This is a genomic window from Cellulomonas humilata, from assembly GCF_030814415.1.
Classification (GTDB): Bacteria; Actinomycetota; Actinomycetes; order Actinomycetales; family Cellulomonadaceae; genus Cellulomonas; species Cellulomonas humilata_A.
In genome coordinates this window covers 306,810-323,234 of sequence record NZ_JAUSVB010000002.1, presented here as the reverse complement: position 1 = coordinate 323,234, position 16,425 = coordinate 306,810, and the positions used below count along the sequence as shown (strand labels likewise).

Sequence of the window (16,425 nt, the reverse complement as noted above, 5' to 3'; positions counted from 1 at the left end):
GAGTCCCCGCGCCTACCCTCGTGGGGTGACGAGATGGGAACGCCTGCTGCGGTGGGAGGAGGCGCACCGGTTCGCGGTGGACGCGACGGGCACCGGGTTCCTGCTGCTGCTCATGGTCACGACGTCGACGGACATCACGACCGCCGCGGCCGACGCGAGCCGCTCGCTCGCCACCCCGCTGATCTCCTTCGCGGTCGTCGCTCCCCTGGCCTGGCGCCGGGTGCGTCCGACGGCCTCCGCGGTCGCCGTCTACTCGTTCGCGCTCCTCCAGCTCGCGTTCTTCGCCCCGCTCGTCGTCCCTGCGGACTTCGCCGTCCTGCTCTCCCTGTACTCCGTCACCGTGCACGGGCCCCGCTGGGCGCACCGCGTCGCGATCGTCGGCGCCCTCGTCGGCTCGGTCCTGCTCGGCATCTCGATGAACGGCTGGTTCGACGCCCCCGGCGCCGCGTCGACCGCGATCTTCACCGGCGTCTTCGCGCTGTCCGTGTGGGCGTTCGGCCTGGTCCGGCGGTCGCGACGAGAGACGATCGAGGCGCTGGTCGACCGCGCCGAACGACTCGAGGTCGAGCGCGACCAGCAGTCCCAGATCGCGACCGCGGCCGAACGGGCCCGGATCGCCCGGGAGATGCACGACATCGTGGCCCACTCGCTCACCGTGATGATCGCCCAGGCAGACGGCGGCCGGTACGCGGCCGACGCCGACCCCGCGGCGGCGACCCGGGCGCTCGGCACCATCGCCGAGACCGGACGGGCTGCGCTCACCGACATGCGGCGCCTGCTCGGGGTGCTCCGCGGCAGCTCCGAGCCGCCCGCGTCGACGGGAGCCGTCCCGGTGCTCCCCGGTCCCGGCGGCCTGAGCCACACCACGAGCCAGGGATTCGCCCCGCAGCCCGCCGAGTCGGACGTCGGGGCACTGGTCGAGCAGGTCCGGGCCAGCGGCCTGCGTGCCTCGCTGGTCCGCATGGGCGAGCCGCGGAACCTCCCGCCCGGAGCGGGTCTCACGGTCTACCGGATCGCCCAGGAGTCGTTGACGAACGTGCTCAAGCACGCCGGCCCCAACCCCAAGGTCACCGTCCTGGTCCAGTGGCTCCCCGACGCCATCGTGGTCGAGGTCAGCGACGACGGCCGCGGCGCGTCGGCGGACTCCGACGGCCTCGGCCAAGGTCTGCTCGGCATGCGCGAGCGGGCCACGATGTTCGGCGGGACGGTCAGCGCCGGTCCTCGCCCCGGTGGCGGCTTCCGGGTGCGCGCCCAGCTGCCGACCCCGACCGACACCGCGCCCGCGCGCACCCCCGCCGACGCAGCCCCCGACGAGAGGACGACACCCGTGCCGAGCACCCAGGACGAGGCCACCCGATGAGCGACGGCACGATCCGCGTCGCCCTGGTCGACGATCAGCAGCTGGTCCGCGCCGGGTTCCGGATGGTCATCGACTCCCAGGCCGACCTCGAGGTCGTGCTCGAGGCCGGTGACGGGGCGCAGGCCGTGCGCGCCCTCGATCCCGCCGCACGGACGGTCACCGGACCGGTCGACGTCGTGCTCATGGACGTCCGCATGCCCACGATGGACGGGCTCACGGCGACCGCGCAGATCACCGCGCGGTCCACGGACGACGCCCCGGCTCCCCGCGTGATCGTCCTGACGACCTTCGACCTCGACGAGTACGTGCTCTCGGCCATCCGGGCGGGCGCCAGCGGGTTCCTGCTCAAGGACGCGCCGCCGGAGGAGATGCTCGCCGCCATCCGCACGGTGCACCGTGGCGACGCGGTCATCGCGCCCTCGAGCACCAAGCGGCTCCTGGAGCACCTCGTCACCGCTCTCCCGCCCGACGAGCCCGGCGGCCCCACCGACCCCGCACGCCTCGCCGTCGCCGATCTCACCGACCGCGAGCGCGAGGTGCTCGTGCTCATGGCGCGCGGCCGGTCGAACACCGAGATCGGCGCCGACCTGTTCGTCGCCGAGGCGACCGTGAAGACGCACGTCGGCCGCATCCTGGCCAAGCTGCGCGTCCGCGACCGGGTGCAGGCCGTCGTGGTCGCGTACGAGACCGGTCTGGTGCGACCGGGCTCCTAGTCGGACCACGGGATGACGGACGACCAGTCCGGGGCCTGATGTGCGGTCGGAGGGCATCTCCGTAGCGTCGGAGATTCGTCACCGCACCCGAAGGAGCCCCTCCGTGGACACCACCGTCTTCCGCCCGATCGACGAGGACCAGCCGCGCGTGCCGGGCGGGTCACCGGTCGCCGTGAGCGCCCGGTCGCTCACCAAGGTCTACGGCCAGGGTGCCGCCGAGGTCCGCGCGCTCGACGGGGTCGACGTCGACTTCGAGGCCGGGGCGTTCACGGCGATCATGGGGCCGTCGGGCTCCGGCAAGTCCACGCTGATGCACGTGCTGGCGGGCCTCGACCAGGCCACGTCGGGCACCGCCCGCCTCGGCGCCACGGAGATCACCGCGCTCGACGACGGCGCGCTGACGCGGCTGCGCCGCGACCGCGTCGGGTTCGTCTTCCAGAGCTTCAACCTGCTGCCGATGTTCACCGCCGAGCAGAACATCCTCCTGCCGCTCGAGCTGGCCGGCACCGCGGTGGACCGCCCGTGGTTCGACACCCTCGTGTCCACCCTGGGGCTCGGTCAGCGGCTCACGCACCGGCCGTCGGAGCTGTCCGGTGGCCAGCAGCAGCGGGTGGCGATCGCCCGCGCGCTCATCGCGAAGCCCGAGGTCGTCTTCGCCGACGAGCCCACCGGCAACCTCGACTCCCGGTCGGGCGCCGAGGTGCTGAGCTTCCTGCGGCGCTCGGTGCGCGAGCTGGGCCGCACGATCATCATGGTCACGCACGACCCGACGGCCGCCGCCTACGCGGACCGGGTGGTCCTGCTGGCCGACGGACGGATCGCCGGCGACATCGCGGACCCGACCCCCGAGTCCGTGCTGACCGGCCTGGAGGCCCTGCGCTCGCTCGACCAGGCGGCCCTCTGATGCTGCGTCTCACCCTGGCGCAGATGCGCCGCAGTCTCGGCCGGCTGACCGCGGCCGCCGTCGCCATCGCGATCGGGACCGCGTTCCTCGCCACCACCCTGATCGCCGGGAACGTCATGACCCGCACGGGGTACGACGCGGTCACCGCGACGTACGCGGACGCCGACATCGTCGTCGCCGGCGACGTCACCGAGGAGCAGCTCGAGGAGGTGCGCGCCCTGCCGGACGTCCAGGCCGCCGACGTCCTCGCCCCCATCGGCATCGAGATCCGCAAGGGCGGCACGAGCCGCTGGCAGCTGATGCTGCCGACGGCCGACGACCCACGGCTGAGCTCGCTCGTGGTCGAGGACGGCGCGGCACCCACCGGGACCGGCGAGATCGCCCTGCCCCCCGCCACGGCGGAGGCGTTCGGCGTGAAGGTCGGTGACCACGTGCAGGTCCGCTGGACCACGTCCGAGCCGGCCGACACCCCGAGCTCCGACGCCACCGCGTCCACGGAACCGTCCGAGGAGGTCTGGCGGACGGTCGACGACGACGTCGTGGTGACCGGTATCGCGACCGATCCTGCGTCCGCGTGGTCGCAGAGCGGCGGCGCCGGTCTGGTCACGACCGACGACCTCCTGCGCTGGAGCGACGCCGGCTCGGTCACGGAGCTCGCCTCGGACACCCTCGTGGCGGCCCGGCCCGGCGTCAGCGCCGAGGCGCTGCGGGACGCCGTCGGCCCGGTCGTCCCCGACGCCGAGGCACTCACCAGGGACGAGGCGGCAGCAGAGTCCATCGCGGCGTTCTCCGACGGTGGCAACGTCCTGGTCACGATCGTCCTCGGGTTCGCCGCGGTGGCGCTGCTCGTCGCCGCCCTCGTCATCGCCAACACGTTCCAGGTGCTCGTCGCGCAGCGCACCCGCACCCTGGCCCTGCTCCGCTGCGTCGGTGCGGGCAAGGGACAGCTGCGCCGCTCCGTGCTGGTGGAGGCGGCGATCCTCGGGGCCGTCGCCTCGGTCGCCGGACTGGTCCTCGGGCTCGTGCTCGGCCAGGGCGCCCTCTTCGTGCTGAGCAACCTCGACCTCGGCGTGCCGCTGCCGTCCACCATCGAGGTGACCCTTCCCGTCGTGCTGCTCCCGCTGCTGGTGGGCACGGTCGTCACGGTCCTTGCCTCCCTCGTGCCGGCCCGCGAGGCCACACGCGTGTCGCCGATCGCGGCGCTGCGTCCGGCCGACGCCCCGGCGATGGGTGCCCGCGGCGGCCGCGTGCGGTTCGCGCTGTCGCTCCTGCTCACCGTCGGCGGTGTCGGGGTCATGCTGCTCGCGACCGTCCTCTCCAGCACGGGTCGGGCCGACCCCACCCTGCTGCTCGGGATCGGGGCGCTCGCGGGTGGGCTGTCGTTCGTCGGCGTGCTGGTCGGCGCGGTGTTCTGGGTGCCGAAGGTCGTCTCGTTCGTGGGACGCGCCCTCGCCAGGACGGGGACCAGCGCGCGGCTGGCTGCGGCCAACACCGTGCGCAACCCCCGCCGGACGGCGGCGACGAGTGCAGCACTGCTCATCGGCGCGACCCTCGTCGCCATGATGAGCACCGGGGCCGCGAGCGCCCGCGTGTCTCTCGCGCAGGAGCTCGACGAGCACTACCCGGTGGACCTCATGGTCGACGGCACCGTGCAGGGCGACGGTGCGAGCCTGCCGGGCGACGTCACCGAGGCCGTCGCCGGGGTCACCGGTGTCGACACCGTGCTCGAGATGCGGGTCGCTCCCGTCCTGCTGGGCGACGACTGGGTCATGGTCGTCGCACCCGTCGACGGCTCCGCGAGGGCCGTGCTGCGCGACCCCGAGACGGCGGACGGTCTGGACGACGGGACGCTGCTGCTCCCGAAGTTCCTCGCGGAGCAGGCGACCGACGAGACGATCCCCGTGACGGCGTACGCCACCCCGTGGGACGACTCCGAGCCGGCACCGGGCGGGTCCGACGTCCCGCTCCGGACGGCGCCCACTGACCTGGGCGGGATCTACGCCCTGGCCACTCTCCCGACCCTCGAGCGGCTCGCACCGCAGGCCCCGGTCGCGATGCTCTGGGTCTCGCTGGACCCGGGTGCCGACGCGGCGCTGGTGCTGCAGGACGTGCGGGCAGCACTGCCCGACACTCCTGCGGAGGTGAGCAGCGCCGGGGCCGAGCGCGCCAGCAACGAGCTGGTGATCAACACGCTCCTCGCGATCGTCGTCGGCCTGCTCGGCGTCGCCGTGGTGATCGCGCTCATCGGCGTGGCCAACACGCTGTCGCTGTCGGTCCTCGAACGCCGCCGGGAGTCCGCGACCCTGCGGGCCATCGGGCTCTCCCGTCGACAGCTGCGCCTGATGCTCGCGATCGAGGGGATGCTCATCGCCGGCGTCGGGGCGGTCCTCGGGGCCGGGCTCGGGCTCCTGTACGGGTGGGCGGGTGCCGTGATCACCTTCGGGGAGATCGGGGACGTCATCCTCGTCATCCCGTGGACGGACCTGGCCCTGCTGCTCGTCGTGGCGCTCGCCGCCGGGCTGCTCGCGTCGGTGCTGCCGGGTCGGGCCGCCGCCCGCACCTCGCCCGTGGCGGCGCTCGCCGTCGACTGACGACCCCGCGGAATCTGCCGAGCCGACCGGCGGACCTGTGGACGGGCCGGCCCGTCCCCCGAGCACCGGGGGCGGGCCGGTCCGTCGTCTCCGCCGCGGCAGGCTCGGGCGATGCGCTTCACCCTGCTCCACCCCGACCCGTCACGCGGCCAGGGACCGGTTGCGACCGACGTCGAGGCGGAGGCCGGCACCCCCTTGTCCGTGCTGCGCCCCGCGCTCGCCCGGGTGAGCGGGTATGCGGGCTGGGCGAGCGTTGGTCTCCGGGCGGCCGTCGCCGACGCGGTGCTCGACGAGCACCACGTCGTCGGCCAGCCTCCCCTGGTCGACGGGTGCGTGCTGCGCACCGGGCCCGGCAGGCGCGCGGGCACGGAGCTCGCCGTCCGAGCCGACTGGCACGTCGCCGTCGTCGCAGGTCCGGACAGCGGCGGGCTCGCTGCGGTGCCCGGCGACGGGCAGCTGACGGTCGGCCCACCCACGGGCGCGGACCCTCCGACGCTCGCCGTCCACGACGCCGGCCTGCCCCGCGTGCAGGTCCGGCGCCGCGGCGACCGCGTTCGCGTGCGTCTCGCCGGCAGCATGCGCTGGCGGCGCTGGCGACCGCACCGCGAGCTCCGCCTCGGTGCCACGACGCTCGCGCTGCGGGGTGCCGGACGCGACCCGGCGCCGGAGGTGGCGAGCCCGGAGCCCGGACTCGCGTCCCGCCCGACGACGTGGCTGGCCCCGCTCCTCGGTTCGGTCGCCCTCGCGGCCGCCCTGCGTCAACCCGTCCTGCTCCTGGCGGGCCTCGCCGTCCCGCTCGTCGTCCTCGGCGCGGCTGCCGTCGGTCGCCTGCGAGAGCGCCACCGAGCCCGCGGCGACGCGACCGTGCGCGACCTCGCCGCCCTGCTCGCCGCGACCGCACGCGCCGCTACCGCCCCGACCGACCCCGTCGTGCTCGACCAGCCGTGGGACCCCGGCGGCTCCCTGGCGGTCGTCGGCCCGCGCGCACTGGCCCTGCCGGTCGCGCGCGCCGCGGTCCTCGGCGCTCTCGGCACGCACCTGACCACGGCCCTCGCGGTCCGCGCCGGCCGACCCGACGACTGGTCCTGGTGCGTGTGGGCGACCGCCCCCGACGCGCCCCTGCCGCTCGGCCCGAGCGAGGCTCTCGTCGTCGCGGACGACCCGCCCGACCCGGCGGAGCTGGCCCGGTGGCGGTCGTCGGCGCCCGCCTCGCGGCGTCTGCTCCTCCTCGCGGAGTCCTCGGCGGCGGTCCCCGCGTGGTGCCGGGCGCAGCTCGAGGTGGGACCGTGGTCCGTGCGCCTGCACGCTGCGGACGGCAGCGCGCACGACGTCCCCCGGCAGAGCGCAGACGCCGCACGCGCCCTGGAACAGGTCCGCGCCGCGGCATCGGCACGGGCGATGGCCGCACCCGGCGCGGTCGACCACGCGGCGCTGCCCGTCCGGGCGTCGCTGGCCGCGCTCGACGGCATCCCCGCTCCGGACCGGGTGGCGGCGGCGTGGGCGACCCCCCGGACCGGTCTCGTCGTGGCGCTCGGGATCGGATCCGGCGGCCGGAGCGTGTCCGTCGACCTCGTCTCCGACGGCCCGCACGCGTTGGTGGCGGGGACCACGGGGGCCGGGAAGTCGGAGCTGCTCACCACCCTCGTGCTCTCGCTCGCGCTGACGCACCCCCCGGACCGTCTGGCGATCCTGCTGGTCGACTTCAAGGGCGGGACCGGCCTCGGACCGGTGGCCGGGCTGCCGCACGTGCTGGAGCACGTCACAGACCTCGACGCCGTGCACGCCCGGCGCGTCCTCGCGTCGCTCCGCGCGGAGCTACGTCGGCGCGAGGCGGTCCTCGCCGCCGCCGGCGCCCGCGACCTGCTCGAGCTCGACCCCATCGACTCCACGACGCCACCTCGCCTGCTCGTCGTCGTCGACGAGCTGCGCGCACTCACCGAGGACGTCCCCGACGCGTCCGCGGCACTCACCCGGATCGCCGCCCAGGGACGCGCGCTCGGTGTGCACCTGGTCCTGGCCACCCAACGGCCGGCGGGCGCCGTCGGCGCCGACCTGCGCGCGAACGTCGCCCTGCGGATCGCGCTCCGGGTGACCGACCAGGCGGACTCGACCGACGTGCTGGACGCCCCGGACGCCGCCCGGCTCGACCCGGCGACCCCCGGTCGAGCATGGGTGCGACGCGGGACGCGGCCGCTGGAGCCGGTTCAGGTCGCGCGTGCGGTCGCGGCAGCCGCGGCGCCGACCGTGCGCCTCGCCCGTGCGTGGTCGGACGTCGGCGCCGCGTGGTCGCCGGCGCCGACGACAGGTCCGCACATAGACGACGCGCGACAGGCGTGGCTGCTCGCGGCCGCGCGGGCGGCGACCCTCCGGCCCATGAGCGACGGATGCCCCTGGCTCCCCGGTCTGCCCGCGGTGGTCCGGGTGGCGGACGTCCCGGACGGACCCGGGCTGGCGCTCGCGGTCGCGGACCTCCCCGAGGAGCAGCGGCGCGGCGCGGTGCGGTGGGACCCCGCCGACGGTCCGCTCCTGGTCCTGGGCGGACCTCGCTCAGGCCGCACGACGACGCTGGTGGCCGCAGGGCTCGAGGCTCTCGAGCAGGGGTGGACCGTGCACACCGTGGGACTGCCGGCCGCAGCGGTCGGCAGGCTGCGGGCGGGTGACCTGCACGGTCGGCTGGGCAGCGGGCTGGAGACCGACGACGCCCGGGCCGTCGCACGTCTCCTCGAGCTCCTCTCGGTCGCGGGGCGATCAGCGCCCGATTGCGTCCTGCTCCTCGTCGACCGCCTCGACCTGCTGCTCGACTCGCTCGGCCGACTCGCGCGCGGAGCAGGCGTCGACCGGCTGACCGCGCTCTGGCGGGGCAGCACCACCGGCACGGCGCTCGCGGCAGGGGCGGACGCGGGTGCGGCCGCGATGCAGCACGCGGGTGCGTTCGCCCACCGCCTCGTGCTCCCGCTCGCCGATGCGGCACTGGACACGCTCGCGGGGGTGCCCACCGACCTGGCCGGTCGGCGCACCACCCCGGGGAGGGCCGTGCACCTGCACGCGACCGGCGCCGAGCTGTGCCAGGTGGTCCTGCCCGGGCCACCCGACCCCGGGGTCACCGGAGGCCACCCGCACGCAGCCGCGGTGCCGGTCGCCGGAGGTGACCCGAACAGGGTCGCGGCGCTGGTCGCCGAAGGTGACCCGAACAGAGTCCCCGCGCTGGTCGCCGGAGGTGACCCGCGCAGCGTCTCGGTGCTCGTGCGACCCCTGCCCGAGCGTGCGGACCTGCCTCCAGGGCTCACTGCGGGGCCGGGTGGGGCACAGGTGCCGCTGGGGCTGGGCGGCGACGACGCTGGCATCGTGCGGGTGGACGTCGGCCACGGGCTTCTCGTCGCCGGACCGCCGGGCTCGGGCCGGACCACCGTGCTGAGCGTCGTCGCCTGCGCGCTCGTGCGGGCGGGCGTACGGGTCCTGAGGCTGGTCGACCCTGCCGGTCCCCCGGTCCCCGCGCTGACCGGGGTGCGGGACGTGGGACCGACGGACGTGGCGGCGGCGTGCAGTGCCGGTGCCGGTTCCGGTTCCGGTTCCGGCGAGACCGTCCTGCTCATCGACGACCTGGACGAGCTCCAGCGGGCCCACCCCGGCCTCGACGAGCTCCTCCCACCGACTCTGCCCGTCGTCGCCAGCGTGACGTCGTCGGCTGCGGCTCAGGCGTTCCGGGGCACGGTCGCGACGCTCGTCCGGCGCCGTCGCACGCTCGTGCTGGACGCGCACGACCCCGCCTCCGCGGAGCTGGTGGGACCACGCGCGCCGTGGTGCGTCGACCCGTCCCGTCGACCCGCAGGACGAGGGGTCCTGCTACGCGGGCGGGACGCCGTCGTCGTGCAGGTCTACTCCGGGGGTGCCTGACGGCGCGCGGTCGCCGCCACGACCGACGGCAGCAGGAGCCCGGCGCCGATCAGCACCGCGACGACGAGGACCACGACGGCCCACACGGTCGGGTCGGCGCCGAGCCAGCCGATCGCCAGAACCGCGAGCAGGATCTGCCACATGATCACCGGGGAGCGCGCCCACCGGCGCCCGCGCCACAGCCCGCGCGCCGCGAGCAGGAGCAGCAGAGCCACCCCGGCGCCGAAGACAGCGAGGAAGAGGCTCGCGGCCGGCATGGTCGCGGCTCCTCGCACGACGTCGGCGATCCACGCGACCCCGAGACCGAGGAAGGCGGCGGCCTCGACGGTGACGAGGAGGCAGACGACGAGCAGCACGGGAGGACGGCGTTCGGTCACAGCAGGAGCCTAGGCACGCCCCGCACGACCCGTCGCCGTCGCTGCTGACCTGCACCGACGCTCACTCCCCGATACCACGGTTCCGGAGTGACTCACGCCACCTCGTGACCCCGATCACCGCCTCGGCGAGGTGTCAACTCCTGGACGTTTGTCCGACTATCCCCCTCACCTGCGGCAACATGCGGGACACCGCGGAGCACAGCAGGTGCACAGGTGTGACGAACGCCTCAGTCGTTACGGATATGAAACCTCCCCGTAACCCTTGTGGAGTTCCCGGACCGGTGCGAGCCTTGATGCAGTACGTCCCCCACCCCCGATCTCACGTCCAGACTCGCGCGCCCTGACCCCGGGCGCCCCTCGACGTGTGCCTAGGAGAGAACTCATGGATTGGCGCCACCGCGCAGCGTGTCTCGACGAGGACCCGGAGCTGTTCTTCCCCATCGGGAACACGGGCCCCGCCCTGCTGCAGATCGACGAGGCGAAGGCTGTCTGCCGCCGCTGCCCCGTCGTCGACACGTGCCTGAAGTGGGCGATCGAGACCGGTCAGGACGCGGGCGTCTGGGGCGGTCTGTCCGAGGACGAGCGCCGCGCGCTCAAGCGTCGCACCGCGCGCCAGCGCCGCGCCGGCTGACCTCACCGCCACCTCGCTCGACCCCGAACCCGGCCCCGCTGCGCACCGCGCGGCGGGGCCGCGTCGCGTCCGGAACCGGTCGCACGCGGTCGTCAGATCAGCGCTGCGGCGTCGCGCGGTCCACGCAACCGGGCCTCGATGATCACGGACGTCCCGCCACCCTCGCGGCTGGCCCACTCGATGGTGCCGCGCATCTCGTTGGTCACCAGGGTGGACACGATCTGCGTCCCGAGCCCGGTGCCGGCGCCGCGCTCGGTCGGCAGCCCGGAGCCGTCGTCGGCGACCTCGACCCGCAGGGCGTCGTCCTGCCGCTCGACGATGACCTCGACGGTCCCCGACTCCCGCCCCTCGAACCCGTGCTCGACCGCGTTGGTCACCAGCTCGGTCAGGATGAGCGCGAGTGCCGTGGCGTCCTCCGCGGGGATCGACCCGAACGACCCGCGCACCAGCGTGCGCACGTGCGCGCCCTCCGTCGCGACGTCCGCAGCGAGCCGGAGGCTGCGACCGACGAGGTCGTCGAACGGCACGCTCTCGTCGAGCGTCTGCGACAGGGTCTCGTGCACGAGCGCGATCGTGGCGACGCGGCGCATCGCCTCGCCGAGCGCCTCCTTGGCCTCCGGCGAGGCCACCCGCCGGGACTGGAGCCGCAGCAGGGCCGCGACCGTCTGGAGGTTGTTCTTCACGCGGTGGTGGATCTCGCGGATCGTGGCGTCCTTGGTGATGAGCTCGCGCTCCCGGCGCCGCAGCTCCGAGACGTCGCGGCACAGCAGCACGGCGCCGACGCGCTGGCCGTGCTCGGTCAGCGGCACCGCCCGCAGGGACAGCGCGACCCCGCGGGCCTCGACGTCGACCCGCCACGGAGCGCGTCCCATGAGCACCAGCGGCATCGACTCGTCGACGGTGTCGTGCTGCTCGATCAGCTCGGCGGTCACCTCGACGAGCGAGCGTCCGACCAGGTCACCCACCACGCCGAGCCGGTGGAAGCACGACAGGGCGTTGGGGCTCGCGTAGAGGACCTCGCCCTCGGAGTTGAGGCGCACGAGCCCGTCCCCCACACGCGGGGCTCCGCGGCGCGGGCCGGTCGGGGCGTCGGGTGCCGGGAACTCGCCGCGGCCGACCATCGCAAAGACGTCGTCGGCAGCCTCGACGTAGTTGAGCTCGAGCCGGCTGGGGGTCCGCGCGCCGCCGAGGTTGGTCTGGCGGGCCAGCACGGCGATCGCCTTGCCGCGCCGGACCACCGGGACGGCCTCCTCGCGCACGGCGTAGGAGCCGAACCAGCGCGGCTCGCGCGAGCGTTGCGCCGCCCGCTCGTCGAGCGACCGCTGCAGCTGCGGGCGCTGACCCTCCGGTGCGCTCGACCCGACGACGTCGTCGTAGTGGACGGTCGCGCCGGTCGAGGGCCGCGCCTGGGCGATCGCGACGAAGTCGCCGTCGGTCGTCGGCAGCCACAGCACGAGGTCGGCGAACGCGAGGTCGGACAGGACCTGCCAGTCACCGACCAGCAGGTGCAGCCACTCGAGGTCGTGAGCATCGAGCGCGGCGTATCGAGCGGCGAGGGTGCTCAGCGTGGACACGGGCACCAGGGTAGGTGGCGGTGGACGGGTGGCGAGCAGGACGGCCAGGACGTGGGCGGATAGCCTCGGACCCACCGACTCGATCATCGAAGGACCCATCGTGCGACTGAGCGTGACGCTCGACCTCCCGACGGACGCCCGCGCCGCGGCGCGGCTCCTGGCGGACCCGGAGTACGTGCACCTGAAGGTCCGCGCCAGCGGCGCGCTGGAGCAGCACGTGGACGTGACCGGGGACGCGGACGACGCGTTCACCGTGACGACGCGCCGCGCGCTGCCCACCGACCAGATCCCGGCGCACCTGCGGAGCTTCGTCGGGAGCCGGATCGACGTCCGGCAGGTCGAGGCGTGGGAGGCACCTGCTCCCGACGGCTCGCGCGTCGGGACGGTCGTCGTCGAGATCGCCGGCGCCCCGGTGCGGCTCAGCGGACGCACGGCGCTGACCCCCACCGGAACGGGCTCCACGACGGTCATGTACGACGGCGACCTCCGCGCGACGGTGCCGCTGTTCGCGTCCGCGATCGAGCAGGCCACGGCGGGCGCGATCCGCTCCGCGCTGGAGGTCGAGCAGGACGTGGCACGCCGGTGGATCGACGATCACGCGGACGGTCACGCCGATGGTCACAGCCAGGCGCCGCAGCCGTAACGATTCGGTAACACGGACCGATGTCCATATCGCTCTGACCTGCAGAAACGTTGGTGTGGGATCGCTACCACGCCATTTACTCCGCTCGGCGTCCTTGACACTCGCTGAGGCGCCGACGACAGTACTCCGCAGCGCGTGGGAACGCTCCCGCATCACTGCGGAAGGGAACGTGACCGCGCCGGGTCCACACGGCCCAACCCGATGTTCGCACGCCCCCTTTCGGCGGGCGGACGACGGGTGCCCTAGGGGTACGGCGAGGACGCCGTCCGACTGACAAGGGAGTCACAGTGCGCAAGACCACCAGCAAGATGTGGGCAGCCGCGGCGGGGGTCACGGGCATCGCCCTGCTCGCCACGGCCTGCTCCGGCAACTCGGACACGCCGAGCGACGAGGGTTCGGACGGCGGCTCCGAGAACATCACCCTGACGCTGGGCACGTTCAACGAGCCCGGGTACACGGACGAGATGTTCGCGGCGTACGAGGCCGAGAACCCGGGCGTGACCATCGAGAACAAGAAGGCCGCGACCTCGAACGAGGCCCGCGACAACCTGAACACGCGCCTCGCGTCGGGTTCCGGTGCCTCGGACGTCGAGATGATCGAGATCGACTGGCTCCCCGAGCTCATGCAGTACCCGGACAAGTTCGTCGACCTGACCGACCCCGCGCTCGAGGGTCGCTGGCTCGACTGGAAGGTCGCGCAGGCCACGACGCCCGACGGCATCCTGCTCGGCTACGGCACCGACATCGGCCCGGAGGCCATCGCGTTCCGCGGCGACCTGCTCGCCGCCGCCGGCCTGCCCTCCACGCGTGAGGAGGTCGCCGCCGCTCTCGGTGGCGCCGACGCCACGTGGGAGGACTACTTCGAGTTCGGCAAGCAGTACACCGAGGCCACGGGCAAGCCCTTCTTCGACGCTGCTGGCGCCATCTACCAGGGCATGATCAACCAGGTCGAGAACGCCTACGAGGACAACGACGGCACCATCATCGCCGCCGAGAACCCCGAGGTGAAGGCGATCTACGACGCCGTCACCACGGCCTCCGTCACCGACAACCTGTCGGCCCACCTCGGTCAGTGGAGCGACGACTGGAACGCCTCGTTCCAGACGGACGGCTTCGCGACCATGCTGGCTCCGGGCTGGATGCTCGGTGTCATCGAGGGCAACTCGGCCGGCGTGACCGGCTGGGACATCGCGGACGTCTTCCCCGGCGGCGCCGGCAACTGGGGCGGTTCGTTCATGACCGTTCCCGCCCAGGGCAAGAACACCGAGGCCGCGAAGAAGTTCGCTGCCTGGCTGACGGCCCCGGAGCAGCAGCTCCAGGCCTACAAGAACAAGGGCACGTTCCCGAGCCAGACCGAGGCGCTCGCCTCGGACGAGCTGCTCAGCTCCACGAACGCGTTCTTCAACAACGCCCCGGCCGGCCAGATCCTGGCCAACCGTGCCGAGGGCATCGTCGCCCCGTTCAAGGGCCCGAACTACTTCGCCGTCAACGACGCGATGCAGTCGGCTCTGACCGAGGTCGACGTCAACGGCGGTGACGCCGCTGCTCAGTGGGACACCTTCATCGCCGCGGTCAACGCACTCGGCTGACGCACGCCACAGGGCCGGGCCGATGGGTCAATCCATCGGCCCGGCCCTGCCAGCGTAGGCTCCTGACCACCGCCACGAAGGACACCTGATGGCTACCTCCACCACCCCACCTCAGCTCGACAGTGGTCGGCTCCCTGACCCTGAGCGCAACCCGCGCCGGATCGGCTTCAGCCAGACCCTCGGTCGCTGGGATGTCAAGGTCTCGCCCTACCTCTACATCTCGCCGTTCTTCATCCTGTTTGCTCTCACGGGCCTGTTCCCGCTCGTGTACACGGCCTACGTGTCGGTGCACGACTGGAACCTGATCGGCGGCAAGGGTGCCTTCGTCGGCCTCGAGAACTACGTGTTCGTCGTCCAGGAGCCCAACTTCTGGAAGAGCCTGCGGAACACCTTCAGCATCTTCTTCCTGTCGACGGTCCCCCAGCTGGTCATCGCGATCGTGCTCGCGGCGCTCCTCGACGCGAACCTGCGCGCGCGCACCTTCTGGCGGATGGGCGTTCTCCTGCCCTACGTCGTGGCGCCCGTCGCGGTCAGCCTCATCTTCGGCAAGCTCTTCGCCGACAAGTCCGGCCTCATCAACACGGTGCTCGGCTACATCGGGATCGACCCGATCGGCTGGCACGCGCAGGTCCTGCCCAGCCACATCGCGATCGCGACGATGGTCGACTTCCGGTGGACCGGCTACAACACGCTGATCCTGCTCGCCGCGATGCAGGCCATCCCGAAGGACCTCTACGAGGCTGCCGTCCTGGACGGCGCCACGCGAGTCCGCCAGTTCTTCTCCGTCACCGTGCCGATGCTGCGCCCGACGATCATCTTCGTGGTCATCACCTCGACGATCGGTGGCCTGCAGATCTTCGACGAGCCGCGTCTGTTCGACCAGATCGGTCAGGGTGGCCCGAGCCGCCAGTGGATGACGACGACCATGTACATCTACGAGCTTGGTTGGGGTAACCAGAAGAGCTTCGGACGTGCGTCCGCGGTCGCCTGGATCCTGTTCCTCATCATCGTCGTCATCGGCCTGATCAACTTCTCGATCACGCGGAAGATCTCGTCCGAGACGTCGACGACCAAGCGGAAGAAGGTTTCCCGATGAGCGCCCCCTCCCTGCCGGTCATCCGGCAGACCGCCGGCCGTGGTGCCGCCCGCTCAGCCGGGCGCAGCCGCTCGACGGCCGCCGGTTCCGACCGTCGGCCGGGCTGGGTCACGTACACGCTGGTCTCGGTCGCGATCGTCCTGGCGATCGCACCCCTGTACTACGCGTTCCTGCTCGCCTCGGCGAACTCGGCGTACATCGCACAGAACCCGATCCCGTCGCTGATCCCCCAGGGCGAGTTCTTCACCAACGTCGGCAAGGTGCTGAACGGCGAGATCCAGTTCTGGAAGGCGCTCGGCAACTCGATCATCGTCGGGACGATCACGGCGCTGTCCGTGGTGCTGTTCTCGACGCTGGCCGGGTTCTCGTTCTCCAAGCTGCGCTTCCGTGGCCGCAACGCCCTGCTCGTGTTCGTCATCGCCACCACGGCCGTGCCGACGCAGCTGGGCATCGTCCCGCTGTTCATCCTCATGTCGCAGCTCGGGTGGACCGGCAAGCTCATCGCCGTCATCGTCCCGGGTCTGGTCACCGCGTTCGGTGTGTTCTGGATGACGCAGTACCTCGAGGCGGCCCTGCCCTACGAGCTCGTCGAGGCAGCCCGCGTCGACGGTGCGTCGATGATCCGGACGTTCTGGCACATCGCCCTCCCGGCGGCGCGCCCGGCGGCCGTCATGCTCGGCCTGTTCACGTTCGTCGCCTCGTGGACGAACTTCTTCTGGCCGTTCATCGTCCTCGGACCGCAGAACCCGACGCTGCCGGTGGCCATCCAGCTGCTCCAGGCGTCGTACTTCAAGGACATGTCGCTGATCATGGCGGGCGTCACGATCTCGACGATCCCGCTCATCATCCTGTTCTTCATCGCCGGCCGTCAGCTGGTCGCCGGCATCATGCAGGGTGCCGTCAAGGGCTGATCCGCGCACACTGTCTGGCACGCCCCGGGCGTCCATGGTCCCCTGACCGTGGCAGAAACCCGGTCGATGGAAAGGCGGGGTGCTCCCCGAGCACCCCGCCTTTCCCATCACCAGCTCGTCATCGCTGCTCCGGCAGCCACAG

The 16,425-nt window shown here is 73.0% G+C and carries 12 protein-coding genes; 10 read left to right on the top strand and 2 right to left on the bottom strand.

Annotation, left to right across the window (positions count from 1 at the left end; genetic code table 11):
* The first annotated feature begins 25 nt into the window (after window positions 1-25).
* From J2X26_RS07630 to J2X26_RS07610, 5 genes are all read left to right on the top strand, one after another.
* A complete protein-coding gene (locus J2X26_RS07630) occupies window positions 26-1,360 on the top strand; it encodes a sensor histidine kinase (RefSeq protein WP_307491158.1) in 1,335 nt (444 codons plus the stop codon).
* The gene (locus tag J2X26_RS07625) at window positions 1,357-2,073 is read left to right on the top strand and encodes a response regulator (protein WP_307491157.1); all 717 of its coding nucleotides are present in this window, start codon (window positions 1,357-1,359) and stop codon (window positions 2,071-2,073) included. The genes J2X26_RS07630 and J2X26_RS07625 overlap by 4 nt, the downstream gene beginning before the upstream one ends.
* 103 nt (window positions 2,074-2,176) lie before the next feature.
* A complete protein-coding gene (locus J2X26_RS07620) occupies window positions 2,177-2,977 on the top strand; it encodes an ABC transporter ATP-binding protein (RefSeq protein WP_439897827.1) in 801 nt (266 codons plus the stop codon).
* Window positions 2,977-5,568 carry an FtsX-like permease family protein gene (locus J2X26_RS07615; RefSeq protein WP_307491155.1) on the top strand — a complete coding sequence of 864 codons (2,592 nt, stop codon included), beginning with the start codon at window positions 2,977-2,979 and terminating at the stop codon, window positions 5,566-5,568. The genes J2X26_RS07620 and J2X26_RS07615 overlap by 1 nt, the downstream gene beginning before the upstream one ends.
* Window positions 5,569-5,679: 111 nt before the next feature.
* Window positions 5,680-9,462: an FtsK/SpoIIIE domain-containing protein gene (locus tag J2X26_RS07610; RefSeq protein ID WP_307491153.1), complete on the top strand. Its 3,783-nt coding sequence runs from the start codon at window positions 5,680-5,682 to the stop codon at window positions 9,460-9,462.
* On the opposite strand, the gene J2X26_RS07605 is transcribed toward J2X26_RS07610, so the two are convergent.
* Window positions 9,444-9,839: a hypothetical protein gene (locus tag J2X26_RS07605; RefSeq protein WP_307491151.1), complete on the bottom strand. Its 396-nt coding sequence runs from the start codon at window positions 9,837-9,839 to the stop codon at window positions 9,444-9,446. The two genes, J2X26_RS07610 and J2X26_RS07605, sit on opposite strands and share 19 nt — an antisense overlap.
* A gap of 382 nt (window positions 9,840-10,221) precedes the next feature.
* Between J2X26_RS07605 and J2X26_RS07600 the strand changes: the two genes are divergently transcribed.
* Complete coding sequence (locus tag J2X26_RS07600) at window positions 10,222-10,470, top strand: WhiB family transcriptional regulator (protein WP_055912771.1); 249 nt, start codon at window positions 10,222-10,224, stop codon at window positions 10,468-10,470.
* Window positions 10,471-10,562: 92 nt separating this feature from the next.
* On the opposite strand, the gene J2X26_RS07595 is transcribed toward J2X26_RS07600, so the two are convergent.
* Window positions 10,563-12,044 carry a sensor histidine kinase gene (locus J2X26_RS07595; protein ID WP_056024611.1) on the bottom strand — a complete coding sequence of 494 codons (1,482 nt, stop codon included), beginning with the start codon at window positions 12,042-12,044 and terminating at the stop codon, window positions 10,563-10,565.
* Between the two features lie 100 nt (window positions 12,045-12,144).
* Here J2X26_RS07595 and J2X26_RS07590 point away from each other — a divergent pair, with 100 nt between their 5' ends.
* From J2X26_RS07590 to J2X26_RS07575, 4 genes are all read left to right on the top strand, one after another.
* A complete protein-coding gene (locus J2X26_RS07590; protein WP_307491144.1) occupies window positions 12,145-12,687 on the top strand; it encodes a DUF2505 domain-containing protein in 543 nt (180 codons plus the stop codon).
* 287 nt (window positions 12,688-12,974) lie between these two features.
* Window positions 12,975-14,276, top strand: a complete 1,302-nt coding sequence (locus J2X26_RS07585; RefSeq protein ID WP_307491142.1) for an ABC transporter substrate-binding protein — start codon at window positions 12,975-12,977, stop codon at window positions 14,274-14,276.
* A gap of 88 nt (window positions 14,277-14,364) precedes the next feature.
* A complete protein-coding gene (locus J2X26_RS07580) occupies window positions 14,365-15,372 on the top strand; it encodes a carbohydrate ABC transporter permease (RefSeq protein ID WP_307491141.1) in 1,008 nt (335 codons plus the stop codon).
* Complete coding sequence (locus tag J2X26_RS07575; RefSeq protein WP_307491139.1) at window positions 15,369-16,283, top strand: carbohydrate ABC transporter permease; 915 nt, start codon at window positions 15,369-15,371, stop codon at window positions 16,281-16,283. The genes J2X26_RS07580 and J2X26_RS07575 overlap by 4 nt, the downstream gene beginning before the upstream one ends.
* Window positions 16,284-16,425: the final 142 nt, after the last annotated feature.